Source organism: Streptosporangium sandarakinum (genome assembly GCF_050942225.1).
Taxonomy (GTDB): Bacteria; Actinomycetota; Actinomycetes; order Streptosporangiales; family Streptosporangiaceae; genus Streptosporangium; species Streptosporangium nondiastaticum.
Window position 1 is genome coordinate 6,669,268 of sequence record NZ_CP192034.1, and the last position, 15,599, is coordinate 6,684,866.

Here is a 15,599-nt window from a genome sequence, read left to right on the forward strand (position 1 = left end):
CGGCCCGACGTCAGCGGTCGCCGAGGTTCTCCAGGATGGCGCGGACCTTCCTGGCGTTGGCGTGGTGCGGGCCGTACCTGCGTTCCAGGTCGGACAGCAGGCGGCCCAGCGTGCGTCCGGCCCGTGTCGTACGGCCCGAGCCGAGTTCCACCAGGCCGATCTGGCAGCGGAGTTCGAGGAGGCGGTCCTCGTCGGTGCCGAACCGTCTCTCTTCGTCGAGGAGCCGGCGGAGATCGGACAGCGCGAGGTCCGTCTCGCCCACGGCCGCGTGGCAGTTGGCCTCCATCAGCCGGCAACGCAGGGCGAGGTTGCTGCCGGGGCCTTCCACGGCGGCGACGTCGGCGGCCAGCCGGCGGAACTCCGGCGCCGCCCTGCGGTAGTCCCCGCCGAGGAAGAGGAGCTCGGCGAGTTCGATCCGCAGGCCGATGACCTCGGAGCTGGTCGGGCCGAACGACCCGACCGCGGGGCCCACCATCTCCGCCAGCGCGTCGGCCGCCTGGCCGAAACGGGACGCCGCCTTGAGCGCCTCGGCCTCCCGGCGGGCCCGTTCGATGTCCTCGTGTTCGATCTGCACCAGCCCGGCGGCGAACCTGAACCGCGCCGGCCGCACCGGATGGGCGGGGCCCCGCCCGTACTCCGGTTGCCGTTCGTGGCCGGGGCGCCGTTCACGGCCCGGATCCCCCTCGTGGCCGGGGTGACGCTCGTGACCCGGCCGCTCATGACCCGAGTGCCGCTCATAGCCCGACCGCTCATGACCCGAGTGCCGCTCGTCCCCCGGCCGTTCGTAACCCGAGTGCCGCTCGTAGCCTGGCCGTTCGTAACCCGGCCGTTCGTAACCCGGATGCCGCTCGTGACCCGAGTGCCGCTCGTGGCCCGGCCGGTGCTCGCCGTACGGTGGCCATTCGCGGCGCGGCGTCCGTTCACCGTCCGGCCGCCGTTCGCGGTGCTGCAGCCGTTCGGCGTGGGGGGCCTGTTCGATGTATGACGTCCGTTCGGCGTGTGACGTCCGCTCGGTGTGCGGCCGTCCGACGTGTGGCGGCCGTTCGGCGTGTGGCGGCCGTTCGGCAGACGGCGGCCGTCCGGTGGGCGGCGGGGCGGTGATGCGACCCACGACCGTGGCGTACATCCGTGCCGGGTGGGGCGTGTCCAGGTCGACGTAACCGGGGAAGGGCGGCAGCTCGCGGCAGAAGTCCAGCAGCCGGTCGTAGACGACGTCCGCGCCGCCCGGCCGGTCCTCCGGTTTCTTGGCCAGCAGCCACAGGACGAGGCGTTCCAGGCCCTCGGGGACGTCCGGCCGCCTGGCGCGCAGCGGCCGGGGCGGGACGTCGGTGTGGTTGCGCATCGTGGCCAGCGCCGTGGGGGCGGTGAACTGGTTGTCCCCGGCGAGCATCTCGTCGAGGATCACGCCGAGGGAGTACAGGTCGCTGCGCGGGCCGACGGCCCCGGTCATGGCCTGCTCGGGCGCCATGTACGCCGGGGTGCCGAGCACCTCGCCCGTCCTGGTGAGGCGGATCTCCCCACCGGCGGCGTCCGCCCCGGCGGAGGCGAGGGCGGCGGCGATGCCGAAGTCGAGGACCTTGACCGTGCCGTCGGGGCAGAGCATCAGGTTTCCGGGTTTCAGGTCCCGGTGCACCAGCGCCCCGGCGTGGGCCACGGCCAGCACGGAGCACACCTGCGCGGCGATGGCCGCGGCCCAGGCCACGGGGATCTCGGTCTCGTCGAGCAGCGCCGAGACCGGGTGGCCCCTGACGAGCTGCATGACCATGTAGAGGTCGTCGCCGTGCGGGCCGCAGTCGTAAACGGTGGGCACGCCGGGGTGTTCTAGTCTGGCCGTAATTCGTGATTCGCGCACGAAACGCCTGGCCAATTCCTTGTCCGGACGGCCATCGGGAAACCGGGCGGTTTTAATGAATTTGATGGCGATCCGCCGGTCCAGACGGTTGTCGTAACCGAACCAGACCTCCCCCATTCCACCGGAACGGCGGGATGCTGGATCCAGCTCGTAACGCCCGCCGATGACGGTTCCTCTGCCCAAAACCCCGCCCCCAGAAAAGGCGTCGACTCGTCGGATAAATCGGAGAACCTTACAACGAGAAAATACAGGTTCGCGTGCCGTGCCGCCGAGGCGTCCCGCCGCTGAGACGATCACAGCGTCCGTCATCCCGCTGACGGCCGTCCTCCCGCGGGCCGATCACCGCTCCCGCCACCTCCATCGGGGCCGTTCCCCACGAGCCGATCATGACTCCCGCCTCTCCCGCCGGCGGCCATTCCCCACAGGCCGATCACGGCTCTCACTCCCCGCCGACGGCCGTTTCCCACGAGCCGATCACCGCTCCCCTCGCCTCGTCGGCGAGCGTTCTCCGGACGGTTTCCGTGGACGGCGGGATCAGCCGAAGACCCTGTCGCGCGCGAGATCCAGAGCGGTCAGGACCGCGCCCTGCAGTACGGCGTTGCCCTCCACCGTGCTCGCGCGGACCTCCGTCGGGGCCGGGGACAGGTCGCGCAGCCGCCCCTCGACCAGTTCCGCGAGGTCGTCGCCGCCCTCGCGGCCGATGCTCCCGCCGAGGATGACCAGGCCGGGGTCGAGGATGGCGACGAGAGCGAAGGCGCAGGCGGCGATCCGCCCGGCCGCGTCGTCCCGGCCGAGATCGCGCAGGACGTCGGCCACCACGAGGTCGCAGAGCGATCCGCCGGCCGTTCGGAGTATGCCGATCTCGCCCGCGCCGCCCGACGCGCCGCGCCGTACCCGGCCGTCCAGCACGAGCGCGGAGCCCAGGCCATCGTCCAGCCAGAGCAGCACGAAGTCGTCGCGTCCGGTGGCGGCTCCCGTGCGGTGCTCGGTGACGGCGGCGAGGTTGACCTCGTTCTCCATCGTCACCGGGACGTCCAGGTCACGCCGTACCTCCTGGAGCAGGCCGGGCTCCCAGCCGGGCACGTCGTTGGGGGCCACCAGGTCGCCGTGCCTCGGGTCCACCAGGCCGGGGGCGCCGAGTACGACGGTGTCCAGGGCCCGGCCCGCGGCGGCCTCGGCGACGGCGCTCCCGATGAGCGCGGACAGGCCCGGCGTCCCGCCGGAGCCGGGGAGGTCGCGTACGGCGGAGCCGACCGTCCGGCCGGTGATGTCCGCGACCGTCACGTTGACCGCCGTGCGCCGCACGTCCACCCCGGCCACGTGGGCGCGGCCGGCCACGATCCCGAACAGCCGGGCGTTCGGCCCCCGCCGGTTCTCGCCGCATTCTCCGGCCACTTCGATCAGGCCGCCGTCCCGCAGCCGTTCGATCAGGTCGGACACGGTGGGTCTGGACAGGCCGGTGAGCTCGCGAAGCTGCGGTGCGGTCAGCGGACCGCGTTCGAGCAGCAGGTCGAGGACGAGCCGATCGTTGATCGCCCGGGCCGTGGCCGGGGTCGCGGTCTTCATCCCGCCATATTAGTCAGGGTTCCTGCCTGTTCATCTTTTCATCAGGAAGCCTGCCTGTTAGATTCTCCGTCATGAGCCCCCACCGTGCCATCACCGCCGTCTTCGCCCTCCACGGCGCCGTCGCGGGCAGCCTGGCCACCCGCATCCCCTGGATCCAGGACCATCTCGGCCTCAGCCCGGCCACCCTCGGTTTCGTCCTGTTCTGCCCGTCGGTCGGGGCCTTCGTGGGGATGCCGATGGCCGCCCGCCTGGCCCACCGCCTCGGCGGGACCATCGCCACCCGCCTCCTGATCACCGTGTGGTGCGCGGCCCTCGCGCTGCCCGCCCTCATGCCCGCGCCCGCCTGGCTGTTCCCCACGTTCCTGCTGTACGGCGCCGCCGCCGGCATGAGCGACGTGGTGATGAACTCCCACGCCGTGGTGGTCGAGCGGCACCTCGGGCGGTCCATCATGTCCGGGCTGCACGGCATGTGGAGCGTGGGCAGCCTGGTCGCCGCCGGAGCCGGAGCCCTGGCCGCCCAGGCGGAGATCGACGCCCGCCTGCATCTCGGGGTGACCGCGCTCGTGCTGGTCGCCCTCGCCGCCGTCGCGGGGCGCGGCCTGCTGGCCGACACCACTTCCGCCGACGCTCCGCCGCCGCGCCGCTTCGCCCTGCCCTCGCGGGCCATCGCGGTCATCGGGCTCCTCGGGTTCTGCGCCACCTTCGCCGAGGGGTCGAGCTCGAACTGGTCCGCCCTCTACCTGACCGAGGTGACCGATGCCGGGCCCGGCGTCGCCGCCGCCGGCTACACGGTCTTCATGTTCTGCATGGCGGGCGCCCGTCTCGCCGGGGACCGGTTCGTCCGGCGCTTCGGACCGGTGGCGACCGTCAAGGCCGGCGGCGTCGTGGCCGCGATCGGCGGAGCCGTCGTGGTCACCTCCCGCGTGCCCGCCATGGGCATCGCCGGATTCGCCCTCCTCGGGCTCGGCATCGCGGTGATCGTGCCGCTGGTGTTCGTCACGGCCGGCAACGTCGGCCCGACGCCGGGGGACGGTGTGGCGGGCGTCGCGACCATCACGTACCTGTCGGGGCTGCTCGCCCCTGCCGTCACCGGCTGGATCGCGGACGGCCTGTCCTACCCGGCGGCGTTCGGAGTGATCACCGGTGTGATCGTGCTGGTACCGCTCCTGGCCGCCGCCCTGCGCCCGCGCACCGCGACCTCCACCCCGGAACCGGCGGTCCCGGCGGACCACGGATAGAGAGCCCTCACCGACCGTGAGCGAGTCCGTTCCCAGGGCCGCGAGCGAGTCCGTGAGCGGCACCGTTCCCAGGCCGCGACGCGGACGACGGCGACGGTGACGGTGGCTGCGACGACGACGGTGGCGGCGAGGCGTGGAACGGCTGCACGGTCGGCGCCAGCCCGCGCGGAACGCGGACAAGTCCAACGAAAGCCGGACTGATCCGGTCGAACTTACTCTCAGGTCCGGCGGTCCAACCGGGTGGAGTCCATACGGGGGACTCGTCGACTGGGAGGTCCGATGAGGCCGGAGATCACATCAGTTGTGGCGGTGGCCCTGGCAGCCACCGCGTTCGGGGGAATCCACACCGCCAACGCCGCATCGGTGCGGTACGCCGGTACCGCACCGCGGGTTGAGGCGGCGCCGTACGGCGGAGCCGCACACCACACGGGCGCGACACCGTACAGCGGGATCGCCGCCCACCCGGACGCGGTGCCGCACGGCGGAGCCACGCTCCACGTCGGCGCGACGCCGTACAACGGGGCCACGGGCGCGGTGCCGTACGGCGGAGCCGCGCTCCACGCGGGCGCTACGCCGTACAACGGGGCCGCGGACGCGATGCCGCGCTCGGGCGCGGAGCGTCACGCGGACGGGGTGCCGCACTCGGAGGCGGTCCGGTACGCCTCGGTGCGGGGCTGCTCCGACAGGCACGAGGTGCAGTATCCCTGCGGGAAGTGGCGCCTGGTCACCCACGGGGGTGAACGCCGGGGACTGGCGGACGCCCGCATCACGCCGCTGGACGCGAAAGGCAGGCCGCAGAAGTACTCCGTCGCGCCGATCGAGGTCAGCGGCAACGGCCTGCACGTCGCCTACTTCAGGGAGTCCGACGGCAGGCTGGTCGTCCGGGAGATCGGCGGGAAGGTCCGCGCCATGGCCGGCGCGCTGCCCGCCCGCGTCGGGATGGACGACGTCACCCTGATCCTGTCCCAGGACGGCACCCGCCTGGCGGTCGTCCTCCCCGAGGACCGGAAGCTGCCCACCCGGGTGTACGACACCGCGAGCGGCGCGCCGCTCTGGACCGTGCCGTGGAACCGGGTGCTTCTCGGGTTCAGCGCCGACGACGACGAACTTCTGACGTACGGCGAGACCACCGAGACGACCCTGCGCGTCCTCGGACCGTCCGGAGAACGGCTGCGCGGCCGGACCCTGGACGAGGAGGGCGTCTACGCCCCCTACGGCCTCGCCGCGGACGGCGCGACCGTGGTGACGGCGCAGGAGAAGCGCGGCCGGTGGGACGTCGTCGTCCACGACCTCGCGTCGGGCAGGGTGCTGACCCGGGTGCCGGTCGGCAGGAGCGCGCCCGAAACCCTGGCCTGGACGGGGCCGGAGCAGGTCACCGCCCACTTCGTCATGTACGACGGAAGCTCCCGGCCGGCCCGGGTGCGCGTCCTGCGGATCGACACGGCCACGAAGAAGACAAGGGTCCGGGAGTCCTACAAGGTGCTGTCCGACACGTTCGCGGTCGCCACCTGCGGCGGCTGACCGCACCCGGCCCGCGGGGCGTTCCGGCCCCGCGGGCCGGCGGACTGGCGGACGCCATGGCTCGGGCGGTGGGCCGGGTGCTGCGCTTCAGGCGGTGGCAGCGGGGCGGGCGTTGCGGCCCGGGCGATGACGGGGTCGCGGGCGTTGCGGCCCGGGTGGCGGCGGAGTTGCGAGCGTTGCGGCCCGGGTGGCGGCGGGCGGGCGTTGCGGCCCGGCGGTGGCGGGTTTCCAGGTCCTGTGATTCAGGCGGCGGCGGGCTTGCGGGCGGCGAACCGCTCGATGACGCCGAGCTTAAGGCGCTCGTGACGCTCGATCCCGAACCCCATCGCGCGCACCCCCGGCAGCGGACGGCGGCGGTAGTGCTCGCCCTGCAGCGGCACGGAGACGGCGTCGGCCAGCGCCTGCAGCGTCCGGACCGGCCAGGAGGTCGAGACCACGTGGTCGGCCAGGAGCAGCAGACCGCCCGGCCGCAGGACCCGCGCCATCTCGGCGAGCGCCGCCCCCTCGTCGGGGATGGCGCACAGTGAGAACGTGCAGACGACCGTGTCGAAGCGCTCGTCGGGGAACTCCAGCGCCCGCGCGTCGCCCTGCCGCAGGTCGGCCGCCAGACCGAGGTCGCGGGCCCGGCGGCGGGCGACCGCGAGCATGGGGTCGCTCCGCTCCACCCCGGTCAGCCGGATGCCGGACGGGTAGTGGGAAAGGTTCAGGCCGGTGCCGGCGGCCACCTCCAGAACGTCACCGGCCGCCTGCCGGCACAGCCACCGGCGGGTGTCGCCGAAGAACCTGCGTTCCACGGACGCCATCCGCCGGTCGTAGGAGCCGGCCTGCCGGTCCCAGTACCGGCTCAGCCGCTTCTCCCGGTCGCTCTCTTCCATCGGTCCGTGTCCCGCCGAGGAGTCCGCCACCGCTTCAGCGTAACTCCTCCCGAACCGGGTGTTCCGGGTCACGGCGAAGGCCACGTCCCCCGACGCCAGGCGCCGGGCGTGCACCCGCGGAGCGGGCCTTAACGCTTCTGCGCGATCCGCATCAACTCGACCATGTCCTTGACTCCATCTCGTCCCTTGGCGAATCGGGCGAAGTACATGGAAAGAAGACGATCGCTTCCCCCACACCGGAACCTCGCCATCACCTCGTACGACTGTCCGGCGTAAGGCATGGATTTTGTAATGTCGAATCACCGTATCGATGTACCGAGAAAATATGCCGCCGAAATCGGTGCGCCACGGTCGCCCCGGCGTACCCCATGGGTGGACGGCGGTGAACGGCCACCCTTTGGGCGGACGGAGGGAACGGCCGGCCCTTGCGTCGTGCGCCGAGGCCCGGGTCACGTCAGGTGGCGTAGGGCGGCGCCGAGGGCCGCCACGCCCGCCGCGATGTCGGCCGGCGTGCTGACCGCGTAGCCCAGGACGAGCCCGGGGCGGGAGGGGCACTGGCGGTGCCACGACAGCGGCTGGACCTTCACCCCGCGGGCGAGCGCGGCCGCGGCCAGGTCGGTGTCGGCGAAGTCCGCGTCGAAGGTGACCGTCACGTGCAGACCCGCCGCGGCGCCGTGCACGACGGCCCCCGGGAGACGGGCCGTTATCGCCTCGACCATCGCGTCCCGGCGGCGGCGGTGGCGCCGCCGCAGGAAACGCAGGTGCCGTTCCATCTCCCCGGACTCCATCAGCCGTGCCAGCACCAGCTGCGGCAGTACGGCGTTGCCGAGGTCGGCGTACCGCTTGGCGTCCACGAGGGCGTCCCGGTACCGGTGGGGCGCGAGGACCCATCCCGTCCGCAACGCGGGGGCCAGGAGCTTGGACACGCTGCCGGCGTAGCAGACCCGCCCGGGGAGCATCGCCCGCAGGGCCGGGACCGGGGGCCGGTCATAGCGGTGCTCGGCGTCGTAGTCGTCCTCGACGACCAGCCCGCCGTCGGCGGCCCAGCGCACCAGCTCGCGGCGGCGCCCGCCGCCGAGCACGACCCCGGTGGGGAACTGGTGCGCCGGGGTGACCAGTACGGCGGGGGCGCCCGACGCCCGCAGCTCCCCGACGCGGATCCCCTCGTCGTCGACGGGGACCGGCGGGGTGTCCATCCCCCAGTGGCGCAGGTGCAGGCGGGCGCCGAGCGATCCCGGGTCCTCCACCGCGACCCGCCGGATCCCGTCGTCCCGTAGCACCCGCGCGAGCAGCGCGAGGGTCTGGGAGGTGCCGGAGACGACGAGCACCTCGTCGGGGTCCGCCCTGATGCCGCGGTTGCGGGCCAGCCAGTTGACCACGGCGAGACGCAGTTCCGGGGTCCCGCGCGGGTCACCGTACCCGAGTCCGGTCGCCGGGAGGCGTCCGAGCACCGCGCGCTCGGCGCGCAACCATGCCGACCGCGGGAACGCCGCGAGGTCGGGCACGCCCGGTGACAGGTCGATCCGGGCGGGGGCCGCGCGCAGCACGTCGAAGACGTCGTCGCCCGGCGGGTCGGCGAACGGCCCGCCCGTCACGGGGGCGGCGGGTACGGCGGGCCGCACCGGGAACGCGGACGGAGGAGCGTCCGCCGACGCGGGCGGCGGCGCGGTCACCGGGATCGCGACGACGACCGTGCCGGCCCGGCCGCGCCCGGCGACGTGCCCGTCCTCCCTCAGCCGCTGGTACGCCTCGGTGACGACGCCACGCGACACCCCCAGCTCGCCGGCCAGAACCCGGGTGGCCGGCAGCCGGCTGCCCACCGGCAGGCTGCCGTCCGCCATGGCGAGCCGGAGCCGCCGGGCCAGCCAGTCGGCCAGCCCGCCCGCCGGGGCGTCGCCGATGTTCAACTGGAGGAAGTCCGAGCCGGACCTTATGGACCTGTCCCAAGCGTCGTCATTGGACCTTTCCATCGGACCATTGTGGCGGCAGGGTGAACTCGCGAGCCGGGCGGTCCCCGCCCGGCAGGGACCGGACGACCTCGGAGGCGGGTAGTGAGCGTCGCATTCCTGGTGACCGCGCTCATCGTGGTCGCCACCCCCGGCACCGGCGTCGTCTACACGCTGTCGGCCGCCCTGTCCCAGGGGCGCCGCGCGAGCGTCGTCGCCGCGTTCGGCTGCACGCTGGGCGTCGTGCCGCACCTGGTGGCCACGGTCACCGGCCTGGCGGCGCTGCTGCACGCGAGCGCCGTGGCGTTCCAGGTCCTGAAGTACCTGGGGGTCGCCTACCTCCTGTACCTGGCGTGGGCCACGTTCAGGGACGGGGGCGCGGTCGTCGTGAGCGAGGACGCCGCTCCCCGCCCGGCCTCCGGGGTGATCCTCTACGGCGTGCTGGTCAACTTCCTCAACCCGAAGCTGACCATGTTCTTCCTGGCGTTCCTGCCGCAGTTCGTGAACACCGGCGACCCGGGCTCCACGGCCCGGATGCTGGAGCTGAGCGCGGTCTTCATGCTGATCACCTTCGCCGTCTTCACCGTTTACGGAATCTTCGCTGCCTCGGTGCGCGATCAGGTCGTCTCCCGGCCGCGGGTGACGGCGTGGCTGGCGAGGGTCTTCGCCGCCTCCTTCGTCGCGCTCGGCGTCCGGCTCGCCCTCACCGACCGTTGACCCGACCCACGACAGAGGTCCATCCCATGCATCTGCAGCACTCGCCCGAGGTCTGGGCGGAATACCCGGAGCTCGTCGCCGGTGCCGTGTTCGCCACCGGGATCACCGCGGACGTCTCCGCCGAGTCCCGGATCGCGGTGTACACCGCGATCGCCGAGTCCCGGCTCGCGGACGGCCCGGAGACCGGGTTCCCCGAGATACAGGCCTGGCGGCGCGCGTTCTCCCGGATGGGGCTCAAGCCGACCCAGTACCGATGCGCCTCGGAGGCGCTGCTGCGACGGTTCAGGAAGGAGAGGGTGCTCCCGCGAATCCACCCCCTGATCGACCTGTGCAACGCGATCTCGCTGGCGTTCGCGATCCCGGTGGCGGCGATCGACCTCTCCCGGGTCTCCAAGGGGCTCGACGTACGGCACGCGGACGGCGACGAGGTGTACCAGACCTTCTCCGGGGAGACGGAGCACCCCGACGCGGGCGAGGTGATCTTCGCCGACGCCGCGGGACGGGCGCACGCCCGGCGGTGGACCAACCGGCAGAGCGGCTACTCGGCCATCCGGGACACGACGGCCACCGTGCTGATCGTCACGGAGGCGATGCACGACACCGCGTCCACGGACGTCCCGGACCTGGTGGCCGCGGTCACCGGCGAGCTGGGCCGCGTGTGGGGTTCCACCCCGCAGAGCGCGATACTCAGCCGCTCCACCCCCCGCTTCGAGTTCCCGGCCTGACCGCGAGGGGCGCCGGTGCCTGGACTGAGGAGTGAGCGAGCGCAGCGAGCGAACGACGAGGGAAGACACCGGACTCAAGCCCCCGAGCCGCGACGCGCAGCGTCGCCATGAGCACAGCTACCACTCCATGATCAGATACCCGCGGTGCGGCACCCCCGCGTCGACCAGCACCCGGTCGCCGTCCCGCCGCGCCGTGACCTCCCGCGGCTCGGCGAGCGGCTCCAACAGGGTGGCGCGGAGCCCGGCCCCGGCAGGGACGCCGGTGACGACGGGTGCGGCGGGGTCGGCCGAGCCGTTGGCGACGGCCAGCCGCCACCGGCCGCCCACCCGCGCGTACTGCGGCATCAGGTACGGCCCGCCCGAGACCAGCGGCAACCCGGGCAGCCCAGGCGGTCCAGGTGACCTACTGTCCGCCCTGCCCGACATCGACGACCACCCGCCGCCCGGCCGGTCCGGCGTCGCATCGGCCGCGACCGGCGGTGGCCCGTCATCCGGTCCGCCCGGGATCGGCGGTGGCCCGCCGAGCCAGCGGACCGCCGCCTGCGCCAGGAGCCGCCCGTCGTCGCACCGGCCCAGCAGCTCCGGCGCGCACGCCGCCATGGTGAGGACGCGTCCGCCGAGGGTGTTGACGTGCGCCACCCGTCCGGCGCCCCAGTGCTCGCCGCGCGGGGTGAGCACGTCCGTCCACACCTCGGCGTCGTCCGCGGCCGTCAGCCGGGCCACCGCCGCCTGCACGTTGACGCTGAGCAGCGCGCCGCCGTCCCGGACTCGCTCCACGGCGTACGGCCGCGGCGACGTCGTCTCGCGGGCGACGACCTCGGTCACCGACACTCCGAGCAGCTCGCCGTACCCGCGCTCGGTGAGGATCGCCGCGGCGGCGCCGTCCAGCAGCACCCCGCCGCGCAGCAGTTCCGCCGGGTCCGGCACCGCCCAGGCCGTCGCGCCGAACAGCGCGGTGACCGGTGCGACGCCCGCCCGGACCGGGATGCCGTACGGGAGCAGGAACTCCGCGGCCCGCAGCGGGTCCGCCGCGAGGCCGCCGAGCGTCCCGTCGCCGTGGACGTGGGCGGCGGTGTCCTCCCACCAGGGGACGCCGACGCCGAAGGTCTCCAACGCGCCGGTGACCGTGGCGTCCAGCGCCGGGCGGGACCGGGTGAGCATCCGCCCGACCCGGGGGTAGCGGCCGGGGTCGCCGGTGACGAACGGGAACACGTCGAGCAGCAGGGCGTCCGCGCCCGACAGGTGGGCGGCCACCATCTCCGACCACGTCTGGGTGTCGGACTTGCTCCACTCGGTGTGGGTCCAGTTCTCCACCTCGGGCGCGACCTCGACGCCCGCGGGGCGCAGCGGCCGTTGCAGTTCCAGCATCGCGATGGAGTAGGCGAGTCGCCGGCCGGGCGCGTCGCCGTACGGGGCGAAGTGCGGGCGGTGCGCCTCCACCAGGTCGAAGAGCGCGCCCCACGATCTTCCCTCGGCCGAGGCGACGCCGAGGCCCGAGCTCATCAGCCCGAGCCGCGCGCGGCCGGCGACGGCCCGCCGTACCAGGGTGACGACTTCGAGCTGCGCCTCGCGCCAGGTCCGCTGGAGCAGTGCCCGCCACGGGTGCGGCTCGCCGGGCGCGGTGATCGCGGCGACGAGTTCCTCGCGGGTGGGCTCCTCCCCGGCGAGGCGGTGGAAACGTGCCAGCATCCCGGGTTCGAACCCGCCACCCCAGGTCAGCGGCGCGTGGTTGTGGAAGCGGAAGTCGTCCTCCAGCCACATGACGCGGAAGCCGAGCCCGGCGAAGCGTCCGTAGTGCGCCGCCAGCCAGTCGCGCCAGATCGGGCAGGCGAGCGACGCGGCGGCCGTGGAGGTCTCGCCCTCGGGCGAGACCAGCGGCGCGAAGCCGAGATCCTGGGCCCGCCCGCGGTCGGCGTGGCCGACGGTGACCCAGGGGTTGAGGCTGACCTGGACGCCGCGGGCGGACAGGGCGTCCCGGGCCGCGCGGACCGTCTCGAACCACAGGTCCTCGCCGTCGCCGGCCGGGTGCCCGGCGTGCAGTTCCTCGGCACCGGTCATCAGCACGACCTCCTCCACCCCGTGCGCGGCGCAGAAGTCCGCCAGCGGGCCGGGGTCGCGTCCGGGGAGGACCTGGTAGCGCAGGTGATAACGGGTCATCGCCGGTCCCGCTCGGAACAGGCGGCCGGCTCCGCGTTCAAGCACAGGTGGCAGCCGGTCATCGCCGGCCCCGCTCGAAACAGGTGACCGGCCCCGGGCCCGAGCGCGGGTGGTAACGGGTCATCGCTGGCCGCGCTCGAAGTAGGCGGCCAGCTCCGGGTCCAGCGGCGGCACGTCGTACGGCGTGCCACCGTCGCGCAGCGACATCGTGGCCATGTATCCGGCGGCGACGCTCATCCGGGCCGACACGGGCGAGGTGTCGGTGGCACCGCCCTCGCGCACGAAGCGGTTGAACTCCGCGATGATCCCGGTGTCGGCGCCGCCGTGCGAGCCGGCCGCCGCGGGCACCCGGTAGGCGATGTCGCAGTCGTCGCGGTAGCCGCTCGGCCCGGTGTTCCAGACCTTGACCGTGTCGCCGGGGCCGTCGCCGAAGTTCTCCAGCCGCCCCTCGGTGCCGATGACGGTGTAGTTGCGCACGTAGTCGGGGCTGAAGTGGCACTGCTGGTAGGCGGCGATGACGCCGTTGTCCAGGCGCATGTTCATCACCGAGACGTCCTCGACGTCCACGACGTGGTTCAGGTCGCCGCGCCGGGCGGGCGGCCACTCGAACTCCTTGAGCCAGTTCTCCGGCCGGGGGGTGCCGGGCGCGCGGCGCGGCAGGTCGCCGTAGAGCATCAGGTCGCCGAAGGCGTTGACGCGCGTGGTGTAGCCGCCGGCCAGCCAGTGGACGACGTCGAGGTCGTGGGCGGCCTTCTGCAGGAGCAGGCCCGTGGTGCGGGTGCGGTCGGCGTGCCAGTCCTTGAAGTAGTAGTCGCCGCCGTAGGAGACGAAGTGACGCACCCAGACGGTCTTCGGCTCGCCGATGACGCCCTTGCGGATGATGTCGCGCATGGTCCGCACCACGCCCATGTGCCGCATGTTGTGCCCCACGTAGAGGCGGGTGCCGGTCTCCTTGGCGGTGCGCAGGATGTTGTCGCAGCCCTCCACGGTGATGTGCAGGGGCTTCTCCAGGTAGACGGCCTTTCCGGCGCGCAGGCAGTCGATCGCGACGCGCTCGTGGGTGTCGTCGGGGGTCATGACGATGATCGCGTCGAGGTCGGAGCGGTCGAGCAGCTCGCGGTAGTCCTCGGTGAGGATGTCGGCGTCGAACCGCTCGGACTGCCGTTTGAGCACCGCCGGGTCGGAGTCGCACAGCGCCGCGACCACCGAGCCGCGGCCCGGCCGGTGGGCCGAGAGCGCCAGGCTGGTCCGCAGGCCGAGGCCGATGACTCCGATGCGCAGGTCTTCCACTTCTCATCCCTTCTCAGGCCGTACGGCCTCTCAGGCCGTACGGCGAAGCGTCCAAGGTCGTACGGCGGAGCGTCAGCCCCTGGCGATGGACGCCTCGTACTCGGCCTTCATCGCGGCGCCGCCGCGGTCCATCCACTTCTTCACGAAGCCCTGCCACGCGGAGAGCGGCTTGCGGCCGGTGACGACGTCGACCACCATGTCCGAGCCCATGGTGGACAGCTCGCCGCCCTTGGTGGTGAAGGTGTCGGAGAAGTGGCCGGTGGTCACGCGTTCCTGGAGTATGGGCGCGACCTTCGTCTCGAAGTCGTGGATGAGCCGGGTCCCCTCGGGCTTGCCGGGCAGGTAGATCGCGGTGGGCGAGCCGATGACGAACGAGATCGGCTGCTGGGTGGCCGGGACCTCGGCGGCGCCCCGGTCGGTGAAGGTCAGCTCGCCGTCCTTCCGGGTGAAGTGGACGCCCTCGACGCCGTAGTTGACGAGCTGGTTCTCCTCGGTGCCGAACGGCGCGGCCATGAAGTTCAGCACGTTGAGGAGCATCTCGACCCGCTTGGGGTCGGCCTTCTTGCTGATGGCGGTGAAACCGACCGAGCCGAGGCCCGCGTTGTAGACGGGCTTGGCGTCCGGGGTGGCGGCGAAGGGGACGATGGCCCCCAGCTCGTACTTCTGCGTCCGCGCGTCGTTGTAGAAGCCGGGGAAGGACTCGACGTAGGCGCCGAGCTGGCCGTTGGCCACCTTCTCCTTGGTGGTGGCGAGCGTGGCGTCGGGCCAGAAGAGGCCGGCCTTGAAGCATCTGACGGCGAACTCCAGGGCGGCCTGGTACTCGGGCGTCTCGTACTGGTGGACCAGCTTGCCCCCCGTCAGCCGCCAGGTGTTCGGCGCGCCGTACCACTGGCTGAACATGTGGACGTGGTTGACGTAGGCGGGTTCGAGCACGTACCTGTTGCGCTTGGCGTCCAGGAGCTGGACGGACTTCTGGAAGAAGTCGTCGGCGCCCGTGAAGCCGATGCCGCCGACCGGCCGCCAGAAGTCCTGGTTGACCAGGTAGACCTGGCCGAAGCGGCTGTAGGAGACGGCCACACCGAAGATCTTGCCGTTGGTGACGGCCGACTTCCAGGCGACGTCGCCCAGGTTCGCCAGGTTCGGGTACTTCTTGATCGCGTCACCGGCGAGGTGCGGGGTGAGGTCGTGGAACTTCGCCTCCAGCAGTTCGGGCACGCGCTGCAGGCCCTGGTTCGGCGGGAACCACACCAGGTCGGGCAGGTCGTCGCTGGCGATGATGGCGTTGAACTTGTCGGGGTAGCCTTCGCCGACCACGATGTTCATGTCCCATTGAGCGTTGAGGCGCTTGCCGAGTTCCTGCAGGTAGGCGCTCTTGTCGGCGCCGGGCGGCGCCACGTCCCAGGTCTGGGTGAGGGCGGTGATCCGGCTGCCGTCGCCGGGCGGCGCCGGGACCGACCTGACGAGCTGCTCGGGGTACTTCAGGTACGACGGGTCCTGACCGGCGTCGATCGGCAGGTCGGGGGTGGGGATCTTCGCGGGGGTGTAGGTGGGCAGCCGGAGCTTCCTGGACAGGTCGGCGCCGCCCTTCCCGGCTCCGGCGGCGCCGCCGCCCTCGCCTCCGCAGGCGGCGAGCCCGGCGGCCGTGGCGCCGGCGAGTGCGAGTCCGAGGAAACCGCGGCGGGACATGCTCATGGACATGGGTCTCTCCTGGG

Annotated in this window: 11 protein-coding genes; 4 read left to right on the forward strand and 7 right to left on the reverse strand. The window is 72.8% G+C overall.

The features are described from left to right. Positions 1-10: 10 nt before the first annotated feature. Together ACQP10_RS30640 and ACQP10_RS30645 are read right to left on the reverse strand one after the other, a co-directional pair. On the reverse strand, positions 11-2,161 hold the full coding sequence (locus ACQP10_RS30640; protein ID WP_433540180.1) for a protein kinase domain-containing protein: 2,151 nt from the start codon (positions 2,159-2,161) through the stop codon (positions 11-13). 225 nt (positions 2,162-2,386) lie between these two features. After that, positions 2,387-3,418 (reverse strand): ROK family transcriptional regulator, encoded by a 1,032-nt coding sequence (locus ACQP10_RS30645; RefSeq protein ID WP_346019346.1) that lies wholly within the window; start codon positions 3,416-3,418, stop codon positions 2,387-2,389. A 71-nt stretch (positions 3,419-3,489) separates the two neighbouring features. Between ACQP10_RS30645 and ACQP10_RS30650 the strand changes: the two genes are divergently transcribed. Together ACQP10_RS30650 and ACQP10_RS30655 are read left to right on the forward strand one after the other, a co-directional pair. Then, complete coding sequence (locus ACQP10_RS30650) at positions 3,490-4,656, forward strand: MFS transporter (RefSeq protein ID WP_433540181.1); 1,167 nt, start codon at positions 3,490-3,492, stop codon at positions 4,654-4,656. A 279-nt stretch (positions 4,657-4,935) separates the two neighbouring features. Then, positions 4,936-6,177 carry a hypothetical protein gene (locus ACQP10_RS30655; protein WP_433540182.1) on the forward strand — a complete coding sequence of 414 codons (1,242 nt, stop codon included), beginning with the start codon at positions 4,936-4,938 and terminating at the stop codon, positions 6,175-6,177. A gap of 242 nt (positions 6,178-6,419) precedes the next feature. On the opposite strand, the gene ACQP10_RS30660 is transcribed toward ACQP10_RS30655, so the two are convergent. Both ACQP10_RS30660 and ACQP10_RS30665 read right to left on the reverse strand, forming a co-directional pair. After that, the gene (locus ACQP10_RS30660; RefSeq protein WP_346019343.1) at positions 6,420-7,052 is read right to left on the reverse strand and encodes a class I SAM-dependent methyltransferase; all 633 of its coding nucleotides are present in this window, start codon (positions 7,050-7,052) and stop codon (positions 6,420-6,422) included. Positions 7,053-7,501: 449 nt separating this feature from the next. Continuing rightward, positions 7,502-9,022: a PLP-dependent aminotransferase family protein gene (locus ACQP10_RS30665; RefSeq protein WP_433540183.1), complete on the reverse strand. Its 1,521-nt coding sequence runs from the start codon at positions 9,020-9,022 to the stop codon at positions 7,502-7,504. Positions 9,023-9,103: 81 nt separating this feature from the next. Here ACQP10_RS30665 and ACQP10_RS30670 point away from each other — a divergent pair, with 81 nt between their 5' ends. Together ACQP10_RS30670 and ACQP10_RS30675 are read left to right on the forward strand one after the other, a co-directional pair. Further along, positions 9,104-9,715: a LysE family translocator gene (locus ACQP10_RS30670; protein ID WP_433540184.1), complete on the forward strand. Its 612-nt coding sequence runs from the start codon at positions 9,104-9,106 to the stop codon at positions 9,713-9,715. A gap of 26 nt (positions 9,716-9,741) precedes the next feature. Then, positions 9,742-10,440 (forward strand): B3/B4 domain-containing protein, encoded by a 699-nt coding sequence (locus ACQP10_RS30675; protein WP_346019340.1) that lies wholly within the window; start codon positions 9,742-9,744, stop codon positions 10,438-10,440. A 117-nt stretch (positions 10,441-10,557) separates the two neighbouring features. On the opposite strand, the gene ACQP10_RS30680 is transcribed toward ACQP10_RS30675, so the two are convergent. The 3 genes from ACQP10_RS30680 to ACQP10_RS30690 form a co-directional block, all read right to left on the reverse strand. Then, positions 10,558-12,597, reverse strand: coding sequence for a hypothetical protein (locus ACQP10_RS30680; protein ID WP_433540185.1), 2,040 nt, complete (start codon positions 12,595-12,597; stop codon positions 10,558-10,560). Between the two features lie 120 nt (positions 12,598-12,717). After that, positions 12,718-13,887 (reverse strand): Gfo/Idh/MocA family protein, encoded by a 1,170-nt coding sequence (locus ACQP10_RS30685; protein ID WP_346019338.1) that lies wholly within the window; start codon positions 13,885-13,887, stop codon positions 12,718-12,720. Positions 13,888-13,959: 72 nt separating this feature from the next. After that, positions 13,960-15,585, reverse strand: a complete 1,626-nt coding sequence (locus tag ACQP10_RS30690) for a hypothetical protein (RefSeq protein ID WP_399500189.1) — start codon at positions 15,583-15,585, stop codon at positions 13,960-13,962. Positions 15,586-15,599 lie beyond the last annotated feature (14 nt).